The following is an 18,855-nucleotide window of genomic DNA, read 5'->3' as shown; positions in this document are numbered from 1 at the left end:
GGGATATTTCCACAGTTGCAGTGATTAGCTTATAGCGGGAGTGTGAACTGTCAACGTCGCAATTCAATGCAGTTAATTCGAGGATCTCCAAGAATTGTCGCGCGGTTTCTGGCGCCCCACTAGGGCACCAACCGGCCGGACCCGTTCACTGGCCCGTATCAATTTTTCGGCAAGTAAAATTCTTCCACTGCCCGCACGATGCTGGTGAACCCTCGCCCCTGCGCGTAGGCGAGCGGTTTGTCGCCGCGATGTTGTCGAATAAAGTCCGTCGCCGCGTGTTTCGCCGATAGGGCGGTGATCACCATCAAGTCGGCATTCTCGGAGAGCGCCCGTAAGGGCGTTGTGCCCCCATGATCGTGCGAGATATCGACTATCACGCTCGGGCAAAGCTCCTGGAGGACAATTTGCGCCTGCCGGGTGGCAGACCCCGTTAGCGAGTAAAGACCAATGCGCTGATTCTCGAGGGCCGCGGAAAGCGAGACGTGGCCGGCCTGAGCAGCGGGCGGCGTCGCAAACGCGGTGGTTGGCCAACCCAAAGCCCCCGCCAGGCGCCGCAGGCTGAGACGCTGCAGTTCTCGAAGATGGGCCTCTACGCCTTCAAATCGCCGCAGACATTTGTGCCAGAAATGCAGCCTCGCCCCTTCATCGGGAGTAGAGAATCGAACCGTGCAGTCGACAATCTCTAGAACCCAGTACACGACGTCCGTGCCAAGGGCCTGCCCGATGATTTCATCGATATCATCAAGGACGGCGCGATAGTCGGGCGCCCGCAGGCCGCTTTCGATGAGTGCACAGGCGAGGAGCCCGGCGGACTCATACACACCGTTCCCACGGCGACTATCCAGCGCAAAGAGCGTCAGGATATCGCTATAAAATCTCGACAACGAGGTGCGGGGGAAATGCGGATCTCTGAGGAACCACGCCACTAGAAGGGGAAGAGCCGCGGCAATTCGTTCGGACCCGATCGCAGTCTCAGAGGCATATTGAAGGCTCTGCGCCAAACGGGCGACCGCCGTAGGATCCAACGCCTGATCGTCGATTGGCCATTCGTCCTTACCACGCCGCGCGATTTCCAGGGCCTGGGTGAAGGCGGGGTCTTTGATGGCCTCAAACCACTCAGCCCAATCGCGCGGAACGATCGGAGCATCTGCGATCTCTGCGGTCTCGTCCCAAATATCCTCGAAAGGAGCTTGGCTTAGCAACGCCCGGCGTGCCTCTGGCCCGAGGCGCGCCAACATTTCACGAGCAAGGCGCAAGTTGTCGAGGGTCTCGTTCGCTTCGGTCGAGGCGAGCGAGATCTGAGCCGCAGCTAGATCGGACGGAGCCTTGTCGGCAACCGGAGCAGTCTGGCTCCCCGACGCAAACAGCGCATTGGCCAAAAGCGGGGACTGATGCGGATCGTCACGGGCAAGGGCTGTAAGCGCTGGATCTTCACTCTCCAACGCCTCGAGGCCATAGATGATGCCGCAGCCTGCTCCGAGGGGCGGAGGCTGCGGCACGCCAAGCATGGGCCGAGCAATAGGCCGGGCGCTGTCCCGGTAAGAAGAGCGCAGTGCCGCAAGATCACCCGCCTCGAACGCGCCGCGCAACCGCGTATGAAAAAGAGTTTCGAGTAAGGCCGCGGCAATGCCGGGCGGCTTTCGTGCGGCGCACAGAGGGATGAAGCCCTGCATCGCCCCGATCGCTCGCCAATCCTCGAACGCGGCATGCAATTGGATCTCGAGGAACTGGAGATTGAGGGCATCAAGTCGCAGTTCGGCGCGCATCTGCTCCAAAATGGCGATCGCGTCAGCGCGTGCCAGAACATTGAGCCGATCCTGAAAGCGCGCGAGCAGGGTGCTGGTTGCCACAGTGAATGCCGCCTGCGGTCGTGGCGCTTTTCGCAGTGTCTCCGGTAGGCGGGCCAGAGCCCGCAGGGCTGTCTCTTTGAGACGCGGATTAGCAGGCAATCGGATGATGGCGGTAACGGCCGGATCAAGATCACGGACAAATCGTTCGGTTGGTGTGCCCGTAGAGAGCGCCGTAGATCGCCCATCGAACGAGGTCACCGTTGGACCGGCAAATGATATCAGCAACGGCCGGAGAGCGCGCCACTGCGAACGGCTGTTGGCAATTACCACCACATGCGCTTGATCGCCGTCCAGTGACCCGGGAAACAGCGCCCCTGGAAAATGCTCATCCGTAAGTGTCGAGAGGATGGTGTTGACCGCCACGGCAAGGGCCGGCGGCAAGGCGCCACGCTCGGGCAACGCATCAAATCTTGCGCGAATGGCTGCCGCGTCTGCGCTGTCACTCCCAATCATGACATCCGGCTTTCCCAGACGGTTTCAAGCTCGATCGCCTGCTCAGCCACGATCGCTGGATCACAACGCAGCAGCACGTGTTCATCGTTCACGGTCACCCCATTGAATGTCAGGTTCATCGACCCACTGAGAAAGTAATCAGATCCCAACAGCCCTTTGGCGTGAAACTCCCGCTCAATCGCCCATTTAAGCTGGTCGCCATACTCGCGTTTCAGATCCACCAATCGCTGGAGGAAGGTCTCGTTATGCTCGTGTTGGCGCACGATGACGCGGACGGTTGTCCCGCGCGCTAACAATGCGGCCAGCACCGCTGACAAACGCATCGGCCGCGCGGGCCAATCGGGCTGGATCGCCGAGAATTGCCGGGCGCTGTTGTCGAGAATTTCGAGATCGCTGATCCACGCGAAGAATAGCCAGACTTTCGGGCTCGGCGCCAAGAGTTCCGCCGCAAATAGACTTTGCAGCAAATCGCGGACAGCCCGTGATTGCGAGGGGCCGTGAAGGTCGCGCGCAATGGGCACTAAACCTGTTCCCTTAAAATCAGCCTGACCGCGATGTCCGCGCCGTCGTTCTCGATCCGATCAATGGCGGCGTAGAACTGAAGGTAGCCGACGTCGATGGGAGTTGCAGTCAGCACAACAAGCATCGTTCGTAGAGCTGCGCCCTCAGACGGTGCGGCGACGATGGTAACAGTGCCACGGGCTTCGAGCGCAGCGATCATGGCGTCTCGCCACCCCTCCGGACCAAAGATCACTCGTGGGCCAGCATCGGCCAGGATTAGATGCCGAACCAAGGCGGCGTCACTCGTCCGACGATTGCGGAACGGGTTGTATGACTGCAAAGATCGCTGTCGGATTTCAGCAGCGCGGGGCCAAAGGATGTCGCTGACAAGACCGACAACATCAACGCCTGTTGCGATCGCATGCGGAATAGTGTGGCGGGCAAATGTACGAACGACCTCCGCAATAGGCTCGCAACGGCTCGCAATCACGGAGAATTCCCGCACGCCGACGGCAACCCCGAAGCGCGCCTCCAGACTGTCCCAGAACGCCAGCAATCGCGCCAGCAAGTCGTCTAGCAGCGGCCCGGCACCCGGACGCAGCAGACGACCGTTGAGGGAGACAACAAAGGCGTGTCCGAGATAAAAACCACCACGCCGAGTGAGCTGTCTCGAAAACGCCTTCCAGAGTTCGGCGCGCTCCCGGTGACTGTTTGTCCCTCGCAAGCGCGCAATGCCCGAACCGATCTCAGGATCCTGCACCGAAAAATCGACAAAGCGGCGCAGGCCCTCTGCTGCCAACTCGAGGTCGCTGGGTGCAAGAGCCGCTTCCAAAGCATCAAGAAACACGCGCGGTTCAGCGGCGAACCGTTCGGCAAACGCTTGCAGAACGCCAGCCCCGCCAAGGGTGGACTCGGTAATCCAAATCCGTGCCGACCCGTCATCCGTTTCTGCGAAGTCGAGCAAGAGAGCGTCGGCCGTAATATGCCGTGGCGCCGCCGCGATGCAGGCGTGCAAGAAGGCCTCGCCGAGCGTTTCCAGCAGGGTATGGCGCAAAAAGGCGCCGAAGGCAGTGGGATCAGGCGTTTCAAACTCTTCTGCCAGCGCCCGCAAACGCTCGCGAATGATCGGCCGCTCGAAATGTGATCCGAGCGATCTGGCCAAGCGCGGAATGGCGCCGCCCCGATGCGGACCACGGTCGTCGTCATCATCGTCCTCATCATCTTCAGCATCGGCCTCCTCGGCAGGCGGCGGCGTCGACGCAAAAAAATCCGCCACCGACGCTGCCAAGGGATCGTGCTGGCTAGGCGCATCCAGGATGGCCAATGCAGCCACCATCAGCGTTTGGTCCGTGTTCACGGCCGCCGACAGGGCGGTCACGAGCAGAATTTGGAACAACCACTCCCGTTGAAAGATGTTTAGGTCGTCTGGTAATTGGCGATCGCCGGCAAAGCGCTGGCGCAGATAGGCAAGCCGCAGATTGCTGGCGATCTCCACCGGTAAGTCGGCGGCAAGCGTTGCGGCATCGGGAAGAGTAATATCCACGTGAAGGCCATCGACGTCGATCTCAAAACCAACGGCGGCGGCGGCGCCATCCTCCGCCCGGAACGTTGTTGAAAACGGCATCTCTGTCGATAGAGTCCGCAACGTGCCATGAGCCGTCGAGGCAAAGCGGCGAACGCGGACGCTGCTATTGAAGCGGTGAATATGGAAGGCGATCTCCTGCACCGTCCCGTGCCAGGTCGATCGCGAGGGCAAAGGCACCGTCAGCGCTTCGCCAGTCGGCTCCATATCGCCGCACCAGACAAACCGCGCATTTGTGCTCGGCAGCGCCTCCGCACGCGTCACCTTTGCCAGGGCAATCCGCCAAGGCCGAAAAACCTGGACCTCTTCGCCGGTCCCGCCATTGAGCGTCGCGCTAAATGCGCCGAAAGCATCAAATTCGAGCGCGTAAGTGGCGATCGGAATCGCTTGCACGGGCGCTGCGGGGTCAATTGGAAACCAATGGCTCAACTTTCCCCGTTCCGGGCCGAAGCGGCGTGTGACGCGCCCCGGCGCAAGGTGAGACAGTGCCTGACCGATCGGCAATTCTTCGCGTTTGGGCTCTGAGTTTACGTCGGCCGGCGGGATGTCGATTTTGACCTCAGGCAGACTGAGATCGCTGAACAGACTGCGCGGGGCAAAGTCCGGCAATGGATGATAATCGACATAATGGTCATGGATGCGGCCATCCGTCGGAAACGCCAACCGCCAATCTCGAAACAGTCGCCGCAGCATCGTTGGTACTGCCTCCAAGATGAGAGAGCGCGGCGCCTCCCAGAGGATCGCATCCGCTGTGTCGGCAGAGATTTTCAAAGCGCCAACAAGATGGGTCTTCAGATCTCTGACCGCGTCCGCTTCGCCTTTTGCCAGGGCGCTGAGCGACCCCTGCACATGCTTGCGCACGCGTTGGATCGGATCGGACGGTTTCGGTTGCGGATGGCTCAGAATGTCCCACATCCACACTTTGTCCGAGCCGCTCGTCCGATCAGCAAGCCAATCATACAGCGCGTAAACCGCCTGCATGCGCAGGATCGCCAGATTGTGGATTGGCAAAGATTGCTGCGGCACCGTAGGTTCGAAAAGGTGCTCGTAGCTTTGAAACGCGATGCGATCTCTTCCGTAGTCCGAGAGCACAGTCAGCGTCATGGGGCGCATGATCCGATCACGGCCGGCGCGCCCTTTGCGCTGCACGAACGACGCCATCCCGAACGGCGCCTTGTGTTGAATGACCGCGCCCACGAAGGGATCGTTGTACCCCACCTCCAGGGCGGCCGTCGCAACGACCACATTTGCATCGTTGTTCACACCGGCATCTTGCGAAGTCGTTCGGCCAATCAGCAGTCGTTGCTCGAGCGGATGGCCGATGTCTTCGCACATCCGCCACCGCTGACCCTCAAGATCACGGTCAATTTGACCCGGCAACTGACGTCTGAGACTGGCGAGCGTATCCCTGCCCGGATTGGGCTTTCCATAGATGTCATATGCTTCGGCATCACGAAGATCATGAAACAGCCTGTTCGTGACATCGAGATCGTCCGTAAACAGGAACGCGCGACGCCCAAAGGTGCCCTCGGAAATGGTAGGGCGATGAGGATCGCCAATGCGCGGCGGATCAAGTGAGCGCGCAACCAGCATCGCTGTCTGGATCGTGGTTGATAGAAGGGAGGCCCGCGATGCTGGGTCTCCCCGCAGGAGAACCTGATATTCTGTGCCCTCTTCTATCATCTCGCCGGACAAAGGAGTCACTTCGACGACGTGCTCAACCCGAACCCCTGTAAGCGAGGCAAAGAACTCTTGCGCGCCCTCCAGCGTCGCCGACAAGCCGGCGAAAGTGACGGGTGAGCCCAGCAGGTGGCGCCAGCGCCGAAGGACCAAACCTGCGTGGGCACCACTAGGTCCGACATAGGTATGAACCTCGTCGAGAAGCGCCAGGAACGGCCGCTTGGCGGCGACTTTCCCGATGCCAAAGACAGGTCGCATCCACTGATCGGAAAGACGCTGGTTCAGGGTCTCTGTCGTCGTGAATAAGATATCAGGCGGTTGGCTCTGAATCCTCTGGCGAGTGAGAATAAGCGCGTCATCACCGATGACGGCCCCGCAATCTGTCTCCGTGCAGACGAGGCGTTCTCGTGCCGCATCGAGATCGGCCGCCGGCCAGATCAGTTCCCCCTTGCCGCGGCAGGTAGGGCAACGCAGCCATGGGCATACAAAACCATTCTGTTTGAACGTCCACCTTCGGCGTCGAACCTCGTCCTGCGTCGCCCGTCGCGGCGTTGCCCCAAACAAGGCACCAATTTTAACAATGCGCCGGCCCGTTGCCCGCAGCACGGTGTCTGTGCGCCGCGCCAGCCGATAGGCCTCTGCAATTTGATCCTTGAGCAACTCAATCCGGGGATAGATCGCTATCGCTTTGACCCAATGATCGCTATCGACCCTCTCAGCCACCCGCATGAACGCAGGCAGATAAAACGCCAGCGTTTTGCCGCTGCCTGTCCCGGCCGTTACAATCGTTCCGGTGTCGCCGGTCGAGTCCAGCAGCCGCACGATTGAGCGCTCCTGAAAGGCTGCGAGCGCTAAACCAGGCTCGCCACTGAGCGCGTCCCACAGAGAAGTGCGCAGGGAACTGGCACCGATCGTATTGGCGTGTTGGCGAATCAGCACTGCAGGCAATAGATCCCGTCGCGGGAAACGCCGGCGCCGCCGATCAACGCGGAAGTCAGCGACCAACCGCGGCGCATTCCGCCACGGCCGGCCATCAAACAGTTGGCGCAGCCGATAGAGCAGTCGCATCATTTCTGCGAAACGGGAGCGATAGCGGTGCCCGCCACCGTCGGTGGGCAATTCGTTGATCAGCCGCAATTTGATCAACCGGTCGATCAACTCATCGGCGGCGTCCTCCGATCCTGCGAGATCGAGAGCAAGGTCGAGCAGCTCATCTTCGGCCAAGCTACCATCGACATAGCCCCAACTCAGGGACCGCATCTCCAAGGTTTCGATTTGATCGAGAAGGGTAAGCTCGCGGGAAGAAACGGTCACCGGCTGCCCTTCACGCGGATGCGGAAAACATGGCTGAGTTTGCGATCACTCAACCACTTGAGCACTGTGTCATCCAACAACTCTAGCGACGCTCCGTCTTGGCCGCAGGCCTTCAGGAAACGGATGACTGCCTCTGGAAGACCGCCCGCCGTCATAGTGTCCCACGCAACGGTGTAGGCCTCACGGGCAGCGTTCAATTGAGCGAGAGCGACAGTGAAGTCGGCGGGCAGAGTGCGGGCGAGCCCCGCCAAGGTATTGCGGCACTCTCGAATGCGCGCGACAGGGGCTTGGTAGTCTGGGATCGTTGCTAGGGCTGCAATCAAATCATCGGCAAAGACGGGGCTGTTCTCTGCAACATGCTGCTGCCAAGACACCAAAAGGCTTTCTCCAATGGCCTTGGTGATCCCAGAAAGCCGATCCAAGAAGTCGTACTTAAGGTTATAATCTACCTCGTCCAGTGCTTTTGGATCCGCGTTGAATCCAGACCGCAGCGCAATGGCTTTCTTGCGCAAATCGGCGGCATTCTTGGGCGTGAACGGGACCCTGACACCAGCGGCGGTAAGTGCCTTTAGCCGGGCGCACTGCGACGCCAACGAAGCAGACACTGTGTTGAATTGCGTGGCGCGGGTTTCAAACGATTTCGCCTCATCCGCGTTTTCGCGCAGACGCTGAAAGTTTTGCAGCGAGTCGCGCAGTGACTGAGCTTTCTCAAGCAGCATGATCGTTCTCGGCGGCGCAATTGTCTTCGATCGCAATGATGGTTTCGGCAATCGTACCGAGCGCGTGATCGATCATCTCGAGACTATCAGCGAGCGTCCCGTGTTTCGCCTCGAATTCGGATTGCCGTGTCTTTATATTCACATCGAGTTCGTCGAGCACCGCCTCTGTGCGCGTGCTCAACATGCGCGCGGCCTCGATCGCTGCGACACGCGGTCGGGCAAAAAGCGGCAAGCTGGCAACGATCTCGGGGTTTTCCACGATCGCTTTCGATGCTTGAATCGCATCGTCAAACGTAACCCGCCGAAACGTTTCCAACGCCTCCTGCCAACTCTGAAGGGAGCGCGCATTCACGCCATTCGCGACCACGAGATCATTCAACTCAGACAGAGCTACGACGATCGCGGCTCTACCGGATGCCGCACCGAATGCGCGTTCCATGTCGACCAACCAGGTTGCGCGAAGCGTGTGCTCTGATCGGCAAGCCTCTTCCAATTGCTTGCTGATCTTTCCGTAGGCCGTTGCTATCACTGCGTAGTCGCCGACCGGATCTGTAGGGGGCTTTTGGGTGAGAACCCACTTCGCTGCGCGCAGCCGCTTGAGTGCCGTCACGACAGGTCGCGCATCGATCATCGCCCCTGCCTGACCGCCCTTTGTCGCCGAGATGTGAGCGTGAAGAAAGTCGGCGAATGTTTCATGATCGGTCGAGAGGCTCAGATAGAGCCGCCGAAGATCAGTTGATTCGACCAACGGATCCGGCCATTTTTCAAACAAAGCCGTGACCATATCGCTGTACGTGGCATCGGACTTAAAACGACCTCCAAGGGCAGCGCCAAGCGCGAGAAGTTCAGTTGCGGCCGCCACCGGCGACCAGTCGGGCGCAGGATTGTTCAACGCACGCAACTGCATTTCGACGTCTGCGGTCCAGATGGCGAGGCAATCCAGAAATGCCGCGAGCATATTTATGCCATCGGGGAAATCCCAGCGAAAGTCGGATCCTGCCCGCAGAAGTCCTTCGAGCGCGTATCCGGTTCTCTCAATGCTGACCGCAGTTCCCGGCAGTTCCAATTTGATCAAAACGGCCGCCGGGCGCGCGGTGGTTTGGCGCTCGAACGTAATACTTTGCGTTCGGAGCGGTCGGGTGTTGCCTGCAAATCGCGTTCGCTCCAAGCCAAGGCGATCCCAATCAATTCCCTCTGAAATAGCTGAGAACAGCGAGGTTCTGAGCGTCTGGGCGAGCGTTTGGTCGAGGTCACCACCACGAGCCCAATCTTTGAGCCGCGTGATTTGAGGATCCTCGATGAGCCGCTCAGACACCGGTTGCGGTGGACTCTCATAGACGGCATCAACCGGCGAAACGACCACCTGCGCGTCACTGATCTCCGGAATAGAGAAGGCCGACCGCACCTCTTCGGGCATGTTCCGCAAGCGGCCGCTGCCATCATAGAGTTCGAGAAAGGTTGTCAAACGCCCGGCTGCTTCTGGAAACTGCCGCTTTAGTTTATCGGCACTGCCGAGGTCGAGGCTGGATCTGCCGCCGAGTTGTTCCAACAGTCTCGCAGGCGGAAAGGTGCCGGCGGCAAGTGAATCGGCGCTGTTATCGAAAAACGGCACAAGGACGTTGTTCTGCAAGATGCGAGGATTGAGCTTATCTGGAAGGCCTTGATCAGCCAGGCTCGCTGCTTTGAACAGGGCCGTTTTCGTAAAGGGATATAGCCCATAGCCATCGATTTCTCCGAAGGCGGGATGGCAGGTTTCTCGAAAGTCACACCGCTCGCATCGGCTTGGTGGCGGTTCCGTGGGACGTTCATCGTGCCACGCATCAACCGCCGATCGCCCAATTCGGACAGCATTCAGATAGCGAGCGGCAAACTTGGCGACGGATTCGGGCGTCGCTGTTTTTCCGCCAGGTCGCCCCGCAGAACGATCCATATCAACGATATGGGTCGTTCGCATGTAGGCGGTGTCCGCGACAGTTTCGAAGAAGCCCGTTGTCACCGCGAGCGCAGACCGCATTTTGCAAAAGCGCTCATCTTCAGAATGCGTGATAGCTTGAAGCAGAGCCCGATCGATGCCTTGGAGGCGCGCAAACTCCTCGATTAACAAGACTAGTTCGAGGTTTTTCGTTTTCAGATGGGCTCGCAACCGCCCCATGAGTTCTTCGATCCGATCACCAGAAAAGCTGAGCGTGCGTGCGATCGCCTTGTCCAAGTTGCGATTAATAATATCGACACAGAGAGGCAGCGATACGCTGCGCTCAGTATCGATAGCCAACAGCGCGTTTCGCGCCTGGCGAGAAGCTTCTCTGTAGTCAGTATTACCCAGAGGCAAGTCGTCCACCGCGAAGTCGCGTCGTCCTTCGGGGCGGTCACTTGCTTGCGAAACCGCAAACACGTGGTCAACGATCTCAGCAACGATGGTACCTTCCTTCATAAAGTGGGCATCGCGCATATATGGGTCTTGGAATATGTTGGGCAGATGCTGGATAAGTTCTTGCTCAATCTCTGATCCGCTGTCGCGTGGGACATCTTCTCGGATCGACTGGGCGAGTTCATTGAGGAGGCGCTGACGTTGACCGGCGGTCGTTGTGGTCGCGTCTCCAGCGCGGTTTAGGGTATCCAAGAAGCCCTGGCGCTCTGAGACGGGTAATTCGGCGATGATCATCTCGACGATCGCGCGTAGACTAGTCCCTGATTTGCGGACGACCAGCACAACACGATGGCTGTTTTTCGGTATGTTCAGGCGCATCCAATGGATGAGATGTGACTTTCCGGAGCCTGTCGTTCCTAAGACAACTGCCAAAGCGTGGGGTCGTGTTGAGGATAGAAAGTCTTCGAGAAATGCCCGCGGGGTGACGCTAGAGAGCGCGTTTAAATTAAGCGCTTGAAAGGAGGTACCAGCGGGTGGCCCCACTGGGATCTCCCACTCCGTGTGTACAGCGCGGAAAACGGAATCAGGAATGTGTTCCGCAAACGGATTGACGATGTCACGGACCTTTGCGGGGTCCCAGCAAACGACGTTGCGCATCAGGACGCCCTCACCAGCGATATATGACTGATACGGCGCGGGGCTTCGCCGCCAAGATCTAGGATCATCACATCGGCATCCGACTTTGTCGTCAGCGCGATAACGCCACTGTGCTCTAGGCGCACGAGGGCCAGACTGGTGCTAATCGAGAGCCGTTGATCACTGTCTCGCCCAAACCCGGGAAGGGCAGCCTCTTCGACAAACTGCCGAAAGCTGCCCCCCTCGAAGACGGGATAATGGGCAACGAGTCCCGCCATGAACGCGTGCAATCTCAGTTCATTTTGATCCGCAAAGATCTGAGGCAGGACCGCTAGGATCGCCTCGATCGGATCGGCTACGACAAACCGGCCACGCGTTGACCCGACCAACGTGGCAAAACCCAGGTATCGAGCCCAATATACGAGGTTTTGGAACGTGTTGATGTTCGTGACGCTCATCGCTTCAGTTAGATCCCCGATCTGACTTTTCATCCGGATCTGAGGGGCATCGCCAAACGGCATCGGCGACAAAGGATTTTGCATGAGCAACCATGTGAGCGCAGGAGCGAAATCGCTTTGATCTGCCTCCTTTGCGCGGGCCGCATCGAATAGAACCTGCCTAAGGTACTGGCGAAACTGGTCCTCTAACGGCGCAGATTTTTTCCCTGCCGACACGATGCCGGCGCGTGCAAAGTACTTCTCGCCGCGCTCTTCGATGAGACCGAGGTTGCGGGCCTCCCTCATCGGAGACGAAAACAGGCTTGTCCGCCGATCCTCCTCATCCTTGCCGCGCTTGCGAAGCGGGGGCGGTGTGATTGCCGCTTCAAAACGAACCTTGTCCTCGCCAGACTCACTTTCGAGAAGCGATGCGAAGAGAAGCAGAATGCGATTGGGCACGGCCGGTGCCACGGTAATGATGCTCATGCAGCGACGCGTCCAAAAAATTCATCCAGGTCCAGAGTTTTTCCGCCAAAGACATCGACCAATCGACGGCTCGGCGTCTCGGGCGATGGCAGCTTCTTGTTAGCTATAAAGATCCGCTGGCGACCAACTCTTGGCTCCAAGCTTGACGTCATCAATACGGCATCCGCACCAACAAGGACCACCTCCGGCCCAACCGGCAGCCGGACCTGTGCCAGGCTGTCGACCGTGGTCAGGAAGAGAGCGGCCTGTCCCGCAAAGGCGAGGCCTCGTTCGATGTCGAGTGGTGGAGACCCAAGGACAATGAAATTGTGAACATCGAAGCCATGGAGCCGGCGCATTGTTTCGCCAAAGCGACGGGCGTCGGATCTTGAGAACGGTTCCCGGTCATACGTCACGAGCAAGCGTCCATCTGAGCCAAGCAGCGCTGCGAGGCGGGGATCGAGTGCTACCGCTGGCCAGGGTGAACGCGGCTCTCCCACTGGCTTGCTAGGCTTGCGTTTGGTGGGATCGCTGCGGCAGGTTTTGCAGCGACTGCACACGCGACCGATCCGATCCTTCCCGTAAAGCTCTTCGAAGGTGTCAGCTGCGCAGCAATCATCTCGCAGATAGGACTGCATCAGTTCGAAATTGCGCGCGGCAGCGTCGACCGCGAGGCGACGAACCGGTTCAACGGCGACGAGCCACCGATCGGCTTCCAGATGGCCGTGATCGAGGATCTCAATCCCCATCCACATCCCAGGAGGCAGCGAACCACGTGGTTTGCCAAGCAGCCGGATCAGTCCGGCGCGCGACATCAGCATCAGGACGCGAAGATTCCAGTCTGTATTGCGATCGCCGATCATATCGATGTCGCGCTCGCTCGTTCCCGGCCGATCATCAAGACGTACCGCAAACCCGCCGCCGTTCGGGAGCGTGATCTTCCGAGAAAACATGGTCTCCCATCGTTCGCGACCACGATCTTTTCCGATCAGCCATTTTCTGCTGATCCTCTCGGCCTTTGCGAAATCGCTGGCCGCGGGCACAATCAAAGAAATCGCGGTGCGGCCATCGCGTCCTGCCCGGCCGACCTCTTGATAGAACCGGTCAAGAGTTTCCGGAACGCAAGCATGTACGACCGAACGAGCATGGGCGTAATCGATGCCCAATCCAAATGCCGATGTTCCAACTACAATATCGATCGCGCCGTGGCGCCATTGATTGACAACCTTTTCCCGCATGTCCTGGCTGCTGTCGCCATGCACGAGCCCAAGCCGTCGGAAACCTGTCTCTTTCAACCGCTGGTGCCACAGAATGGCTTGCTCGACCTCGGTGACATAAAGAGCCAGAGGGCGAGGCAAATGATACAGTGCTTCAAGGACGCGCGTGGTTTGGATTTCATCGTTGGTGGGGCGCGCGATCCAGTAGTCCGGCTCCGGGCGCAGTTGAACGGCACTGATCATCTCGAAGCCTTCGCCTTCTCCAAAGAAGATGCGCAGCGTTTCGGTCGAGCTGTCCGTCAACGTTGCGGACAAAAGCAAGGTCCGGAGGCGGGCCTCAGGTTGGGCCTTTCGGAGTAACTCCTGGCGCAGCGCGCCGAGTTCCTGAAATTCAGTACGAAAGCCCGAGCCCCACTGATCGACCAAATGCGCTTCATCAACGACAAGGGCCTTCAGATGCCCTCCCTCCGCCGCCTTGCCCAGAGCGCTGCGAAGCGGGCCGCAAGCAGCCTCCGGTGACGCGAAGCACAAGGCCTGACGACCGTCTGAGATCCGTTCGACCAGGACCGAATTGCGATCCTGGTCACCACTTGAATAACTCAGCGGTGCGTCCAATCCGCATGTTTCAATCGCGGCCTTCTCATGATTGATGCCCAGTGCGACCGTTGGCACGATGACAAGCGTGACGCCGCGCCGCGCCTGCGCCTCCGGCATGCCGGTAAACCCAACGGCCTGTACGATCTGGAAGATGAGACTTTTGCCTTCACCTGTCGCCAACGCGATCGCCAGTGTGGCACCCGGCGGCGTGCTCAGCGCGGCCCGTACCGCTGCGCGCTGCCCAATGCTGCGATAGCCTGGGCGATGAACAGCCTTTAAAAACGGATCGCCGGAGACGACGATATCGTCTTCAAACCGGCGGACCACTTCGGCCTGGGCGAGCGCATCGACACCGCGATCGTCATCAACGCTCAGCCAATCGGGTTTCCACCGTTTGGCCGACACATACAGTTTTCCGCCGGTGACGCGCTTCTCGAGCCCGACGGTCTCCCACGCATCGAAGGCGGCGAAAGCGATGTGCGAGATCTGAGCACCAGGGACACTGGTCCAACCGCGCTTCGCCTCTTCATGGCGAAGGGCCTGCCGTAACAGGACGGCGAGATCAAGAGAGCTTGCCTGGACCGGTGACGCGGTTAGTGCAGCCTGGCATCGCGCAAAGGCTGGCTCCTGAAAACGGGCGCCATCGATCCGATGTCCAGCCAGCAATTGCGTCAACGCTGCAAACTCAGCACCGTCGACGCGATCACGCATGCCGACCTCGCGCGGGTAAGGCGGCCGCGACCACGAAACATCCCATTGCGTCGAGCCTGATGGTCGGATTTGCAATGCCTGCAACCATCTCCTCAGCAGCTTTCAGGGCGGCGGCAGCACAAGCATCACCATCTTTGGCACGCACGGCGAAGCGCTGCCGATGGCGCGCAAGGTCTCGTTGAGCGAACTCCAATGCCTTCGCTACTTGCCCGTCGATATCCAATGCAGCCATCATCGCGCTACGGCCCTGGACGTGGACATGTTCAATGGCCCTTGTCAGAGATGCTCGGTCAATAACGGTGTCAAGGATCGAGATCCGGCTGCCAAGGTTGAGATCGCAGTTTGCTGTTTCGTCGCGCTGATAGGGCCGCGTCAAAACCGCGAGGAGATCAGGATCCCGGACCTCATTGCCCTCAATATCAACATGGAGGACCACGTATTGCTGCGGGAAGTATTGCTGGGCCCGCCGCGACAGGGCCCGTTCCTGCACCGTCGGAAACAACGGATTTGCGCGATCAATTTGGGGCTCGACGGCAAAACAGAGCCGAAAGCCAATCCATGGTTCCAACGTCCACGCGGGATCCGCTCGCCACGTCAGGAACGCGGTCCCCCGGTCGTCCCAGAATGTAAAGCGTTCGATGGCATCGACGAGGGGCGTGCCCGGTCGAAGAAGGGTGATACGAGCGCCTTGGGACGCGACTCGGCGGCGCCAAGTCAAACAGGTCTCATCGATGCCGATACTGGAAAGCCACGGCAGCCGCGGGATCAACGTCTGCGGAGATGCGGTTATGAAAAAAGGATCCTCGGTCGTTGCCGATGAGCGTCGGCGCCTGAGATGTAGAGCGCCGCCCCACCAAAAATCGACGCTTTCATCCAGGCTATCCTCCCGTTCCTCAGCGCGTTCAATCGCCTCGATAACGTCGGCATTAGCCTCCTCATCGAGTGCAATTTGATCAAGGACGGCCTGCTCCGTCTGAGCACCACGCTCGTCGGATATACGAGCACGGATTGACGGGATCATCGCTTCGAGCGCGCGAGCGCCACGCTCGAACAGCGCTAGAACGATTTCCTCTTCGATATCTTCCAAAAGGAACTGCACGTCGCTGATGGAGCGGTTGTATATAAGGAAGCCTTCTGCGAGCAGCTTTTGCCAAGCGGCCCAAGGATAGTGTTCGTCATCTGACGGCATCATGATCCGGTGCCGGATCTGGTCCTGCTTGCGCCCAAAGCGGTCCAGTCTTCCCAGTCGCTGTTCGAGGCGGGTCGCAGAAAATGGGAGATCGAGATGCACAATCGCATCCGCACAACTGAAGTTGAGACCTTCTTCGCAAGCCGCGTCGAAGACGCACACTGCCGCTCCCTTGTGATGGCGAAAGCCAAGAGAGATGGGCGCCTGGTCGGCAAAGCGGTTTTCGCGATCGAGCAGAAAGATCTTCAGATCGGGCTGCTGCTCGCCCAATCTGGCAGCAAAGGCCCGCGCTTGCTCGGTAGAGGAGGAAAAGACTACGACTTTGCGCGATGATCCCCCAATCGCTTTCAGTAGCCGATTGAGGCTGTCGAATGCGATGTTGAAGGGCTCGTTGTCATGCACACCGCGATCTGAAATTGACTGAATGGCGTCGAAGATGTCCCGTTCGTCATCGAACAGGGGAGATAAGCGCTTGGTCGTCTCGGCCAGGTGGTCACAGCCGATGCCAAGCGCTTCGAGGAGGTCGACGTGGCGACGGGCAAGCACCATCGCCGAGATGGAGGTGTCGCGAGCCCGGAAAGCACAAGCCGCAAGCCGCCAACTCTCAAGCTCCGTGAGGCACTCATCAATGCGTGGATCGCCGTCAGGCTCTTCACGCACATGCGATAGACTAGGGGGTTCGCCATCTTTCGGCTGCGGGCCTCGGTTTCGGAATTCCCACCCTTGTGCATCGACCCGCCGTGATCGAATAAGGCGTTGGTGGATCCGGTACGTGTCTGCGATGTGGTAGCGCAGGGCCGAGCAGAGTTGAACGAGATCGGCGCTTCCTGATTGCGCGGCGGCAATCATGCGTGGCGCTAGGTCCAAGACAGTTGGATCATCTGCAAAAAGCCGGGTTGCCTCAAGGCCGCGTTGTTTGAGCACGAACGTGGGTGCCTCTGGATCGAGGCCCAGTAGCAGGCGCCCGTACTGACGCCTTTGTTCCAATTTGGTCCGGAACCCAGCAATGTCATCGAGAGGATGACTGTCCGGGTCGAGCAGGTTCAGGAGAGCTAGGAACTGTTGCTCTCGTCCAAGAACCGGCGTCGCAGACAGAAGCAGCAGTGAGGCGGTGCGATGCGCCAAATTGCGCAGCGCCTGCGCTTGCGCCGATAATGTGCCAGTCTCAATGCCAACTAGGTGGTGTGCCTCATCGACCACGAGGAGGTCGCACGATCCCGCGATCTCGCCGATCGCCTCATGTGAGACGAGCGACCAACTGCCGGGAAACTGATCGAGCCTGAGTTTTGCAACCAGTTCATCCCTCCACTGCGAGAGCAACACGGCGGGGACGCAGACAACCACATTGCACGACGGATCATCGATCAGCCGCTGACGGATCACCAGACCCGCCTCAATAGTTTTCCCAAGGCCAACCTCGTCAGCAAGAAGGTAGCGTTGGATGGGATCCTTCAAAATTCGACGGGCAGCAACGACTTGGTGGGGGACCAACTCCACGCTCGCCGACAACAGCGCTGTCATCCCCTGCGCAGCGGCCCGCATGGATACAAGAGATTGGGTGGCGGACAAACGACGATCGTGCAGGAACTGGCTTTCAGCGCTCCCGCCGAGCAGAACATTTGCAGGTACTTCTGGCACTGACCACGGCCGAACGTAGAGCGTCCGCTCATCAGCGCTGTCCCTCAAGCCGTTTGGAAATTTGAGGTCGTATTCGACCAGCTTGTCGGGAAGGACGTGAAAGCCGACGACGCGGCCAATGCGAAATCCTTGGCCCGAGCGAACATAGACCCGCGTTTGAGGACTGAGATATGCGCGGGACACCTCCTCGATCTTAAATAACGCTGTCTCGATCCGAGAGACGCCATAGAAGATCTCCACGCGGCAGGTACGCCCCTCAACTGCTGCAAGCCTTCCAATCCCTTGGTTGCGCGGCAATTCCACAAGCAGGCCAGTCACTGCAAACTGCAAAGGTGCCGCAGCTTGAGAAGGATATTGAACGCTAAGCGGATCCATGAGAATCGATGCACTGGAAAGAGAGCCAAATCAGCATACTGATGAAAAATTGAAGAACTAGCGATGAAATATATCGTTCGACGTTAGTTCAATTCGCCTCGCCAAGCGCGAAGAGACTGACCCGTGGCGGCGCGTGTGGGCGGCGTAGAACGCCGGCTCAGTCTGTCGGCGGCTCGAAAGAAAAGCGAGGCAGACCGTCTGCCCTCCCTCGGGACGTCGAGGTCCGACATCGGACACGGCTCAACGTGGTCGAGCCGATCGCTAAACAGAAAAGTATGCCGCTGCCGCTCGTGGCGTGTCCGGACCAATTCGAGCGCTTTCCGATGTTGACGAACTGTCAGCCAATTTTTCCGGCCCTGTCTGAGCATGGGGCCCCAAATTCCACCCCGCCCCCGCCCAGGGGGTGGTCCCCTGGTAGTCTCTCTTGGGGCGAGGGACGGGGCCAAGCCTCTAGGGATTTGGGGAGGTCGAGCGCCTGGTTGACGTCGCTCAACATTCTCCGCGCCGCGCCCCAACAGTGGGTCCGCGAGCGCTTTTCTTCCCCCAATCTTCCCCAGACGAGACGCCTGCAAGTCAACTGGGATTTAAGTCATTGAAAAATATGGCGCGCCCGACACGATTCGAACGTGTGACCTTTGCCTTCGGAGGGCAACGCTCTATCCAGCTGAGCTACGGGCGCAATCCGTGGATGGTGGATAGCTGATTGCCGGACGCTCGGCAACAGGCGTTTGAACGAGGGCCGAACTGGATGGGCACAGGTTCAAATCGTGTCGGCGCGTCGATTAAGTCGAAGTTAGAAAGCCCCTGCTGTCTTCTTCGTGGAACATTTCGCTGGCGGCGATGCCGTCAGGGCTGCCGGGATGTTTGGCTTCCGGTACGCTCGAGAGGATCTGCTATGGCATTGCAGCTGCTCTGACCGGAATCCGCTTCGCGACATACAGGCTTGCCACGAATATTCCGGGACTGGCAGCCGTCGCGGAGCGGCGTCTCGTTGTGATCGTCAGGAAGCAGCTTGCCGCCTGGGGCCATGCCCACTCCACGACGGACGCATCCGCCCACCGGCCGGCCGCGACCTGACGCGCCGCCGATCGATTGATCCGTTCGATTATCCATGACCAATCGG

8 protein-coding genes and 1 tRNA gene are annotated in these 18,855 nt (G+C 59.2%); all 9 read right to left on the bottom strand.

Annotated elements, in window-relative coordinates:
• Nucleotides 1–158 precede the first annotated feature (158 nt).
• The 9 genes from dpdD to BIWAKO_RS08240 all read right to left on the bottom strand — a co-directional run bounded on the left by dpdD (nt 159) and on the right by BIWAKO_RS08240 (nt 18,411).
• Nucleotides 159–2,303: a protein DpdD gene (dpdD, locus tag BIWAKO_RS08280; RefSeq protein ID WP_141740021.1), complete on the bottom strand. Its 2,145-nt coding sequence runs from the start codon at nt 2,301–2,303 to the stop codon at nt 159–161.
• Complete coding sequence (gene dpdK, locus BIWAKO_RS08275; RefSeq protein WP_069878251.1) at nt 2,300–2,824, bottom strand: phospholipase D-like domain-containing protein DpdK; 525 nt, start codon at nt 2,822–2,824, stop codon at nt 2,300–2,302. Before dpdK ends, dpdD begins: the two co-directional genes overlap by 4 nt.
• A complete protein-coding gene (gene dpdJ, locus BIWAKO_RS08270) occupies nt 2,824–7,380 on the bottom strand; it encodes a protein DpdJ (protein WP_069878249.1) in 4,557 nt (1,518 codons plus the stop codon). Before dpdJ ends, dpdK begins: the two co-directional genes overlap by 1 nt.
• Nucleotides 7,377–8,099: a hypothetical protein gene (locus BIWAKO_RS08265; protein WP_069878247.1), complete on the bottom strand. Its 723-nt coding sequence runs from the start codon at nt 8,097–8,099 to the stop codon at nt 7,377–7,379. Before BIWAKO_RS08265 ends, dpdJ begins: the two co-directional genes overlap by 4 nt.
• Nucleotides 8,089–11,124, bottom strand: a complete 3,036-nt coding sequence (gene dpdH / locus BIWAKO_RS08260; RefSeq protein WP_141740020.1) for a protein DpdH — start codon at nt 11,122–11,124, stop codon at nt 8,089–8,091. Before dpdH ends, BIWAKO_RS08265 begins: the two co-directional genes overlap by 11 nt.
• Nucleotides 11,124–12,026, bottom strand: a complete 903-nt coding sequence (gene dpdG, locus BIWAKO_RS08255; RefSeq protein WP_069878238.1) for a protein DpdG — start codon at nt 12,024–12,026, stop codon at nt 11,124–11,126. Before dpdG ends, dpdH begins: the two co-directional genes overlap by 1 nt.
• Entirely contained in the window at nt 12,023–14,530 is a 2,508-nt protein-coding gene (gene dpdF / locus BIWAKO_RS08250) for a protein DpdF (protein WP_069878236.1), read from the bottom strand. Before dpdF ends, dpdG begins: the two co-directional genes overlap by 4 nt.
• Nucleotides 14,523–17,732: a protein DpdE gene (gene dpdE, locus BIWAKO_RS08245; RefSeq protein ID WP_084651221.1), complete on the bottom strand. Its 3,210-nt coding sequence runs from the start codon at nt 17,730–17,732 to the stop codon at nt 14,523–14,525. Before dpdE ends, dpdF begins: the two co-directional genes overlap by 8 nt.
• A gap of 602 nt (nt 17,733–18,334) precedes the next feature.
• Nucleotides 18,335–18,411, bottom strand: a tRNA-Arg gene (locus tag BIWAKO_RS08240).
• Nucleotides 18,412–18,855 lie beyond the last annotated feature (444 nt).

This window comes from Bosea sp. BIWAKO-01 (assembly GCF_001748145.1).
GTDB lineage: Bacteria > Pseudomonadota > Alphaproteobacteria > Rhizobiales > Beijerinckiaceae > Allobosea.
This window is presented reverse-complemented; position numbering and strand designations above follow the sequence as displayed.

Bases quoted from the DNA above. Each gene is read 5' to 3' on its own strand.
- dpdD (WP_141740021.1), bottom strand. From the start codon at position 2,303: ATGATTGGGAGTGACAGCGCAGACGCGGCAGCCATTCGCGCAAGATTT.
- BIWAKO_RS08265 (WP_069878247.1), bottom strand. From the start codon at position 8,099: ATGCTGCTTGAGAAAGCTCAGTCACTGCGCGACTCGCTGCAAAACTTT.
- dpdH (WP_141740020.1), bottom strand. From the start codon at position 11,124: ATGCGCAACGTCGTTTGCTGGGACCCCGCAAAGGTCCGTGACATCGTC.
- dpdG (WP_069878238.1), bottom strand. From the start codon at position 12,026: ATGAGCATCATTACCGTGGCACCGGCCGTGCCCAATCGCATTCTGCTT.
- dpdF (WP_069878236.1), bottom strand. From the start codon at position 14,530: ATGCGTGATCGCGTCGACGGTGCTGAGTTTGCAGCGTTGACGCAATTG.
- dpdE (WP_084651221.1), bottom strand. From the start codon at position 17,732: ATGGATCCGCTTAGCGTTCAATATCCTTCTCAAGCTGCGGCACCTTTG.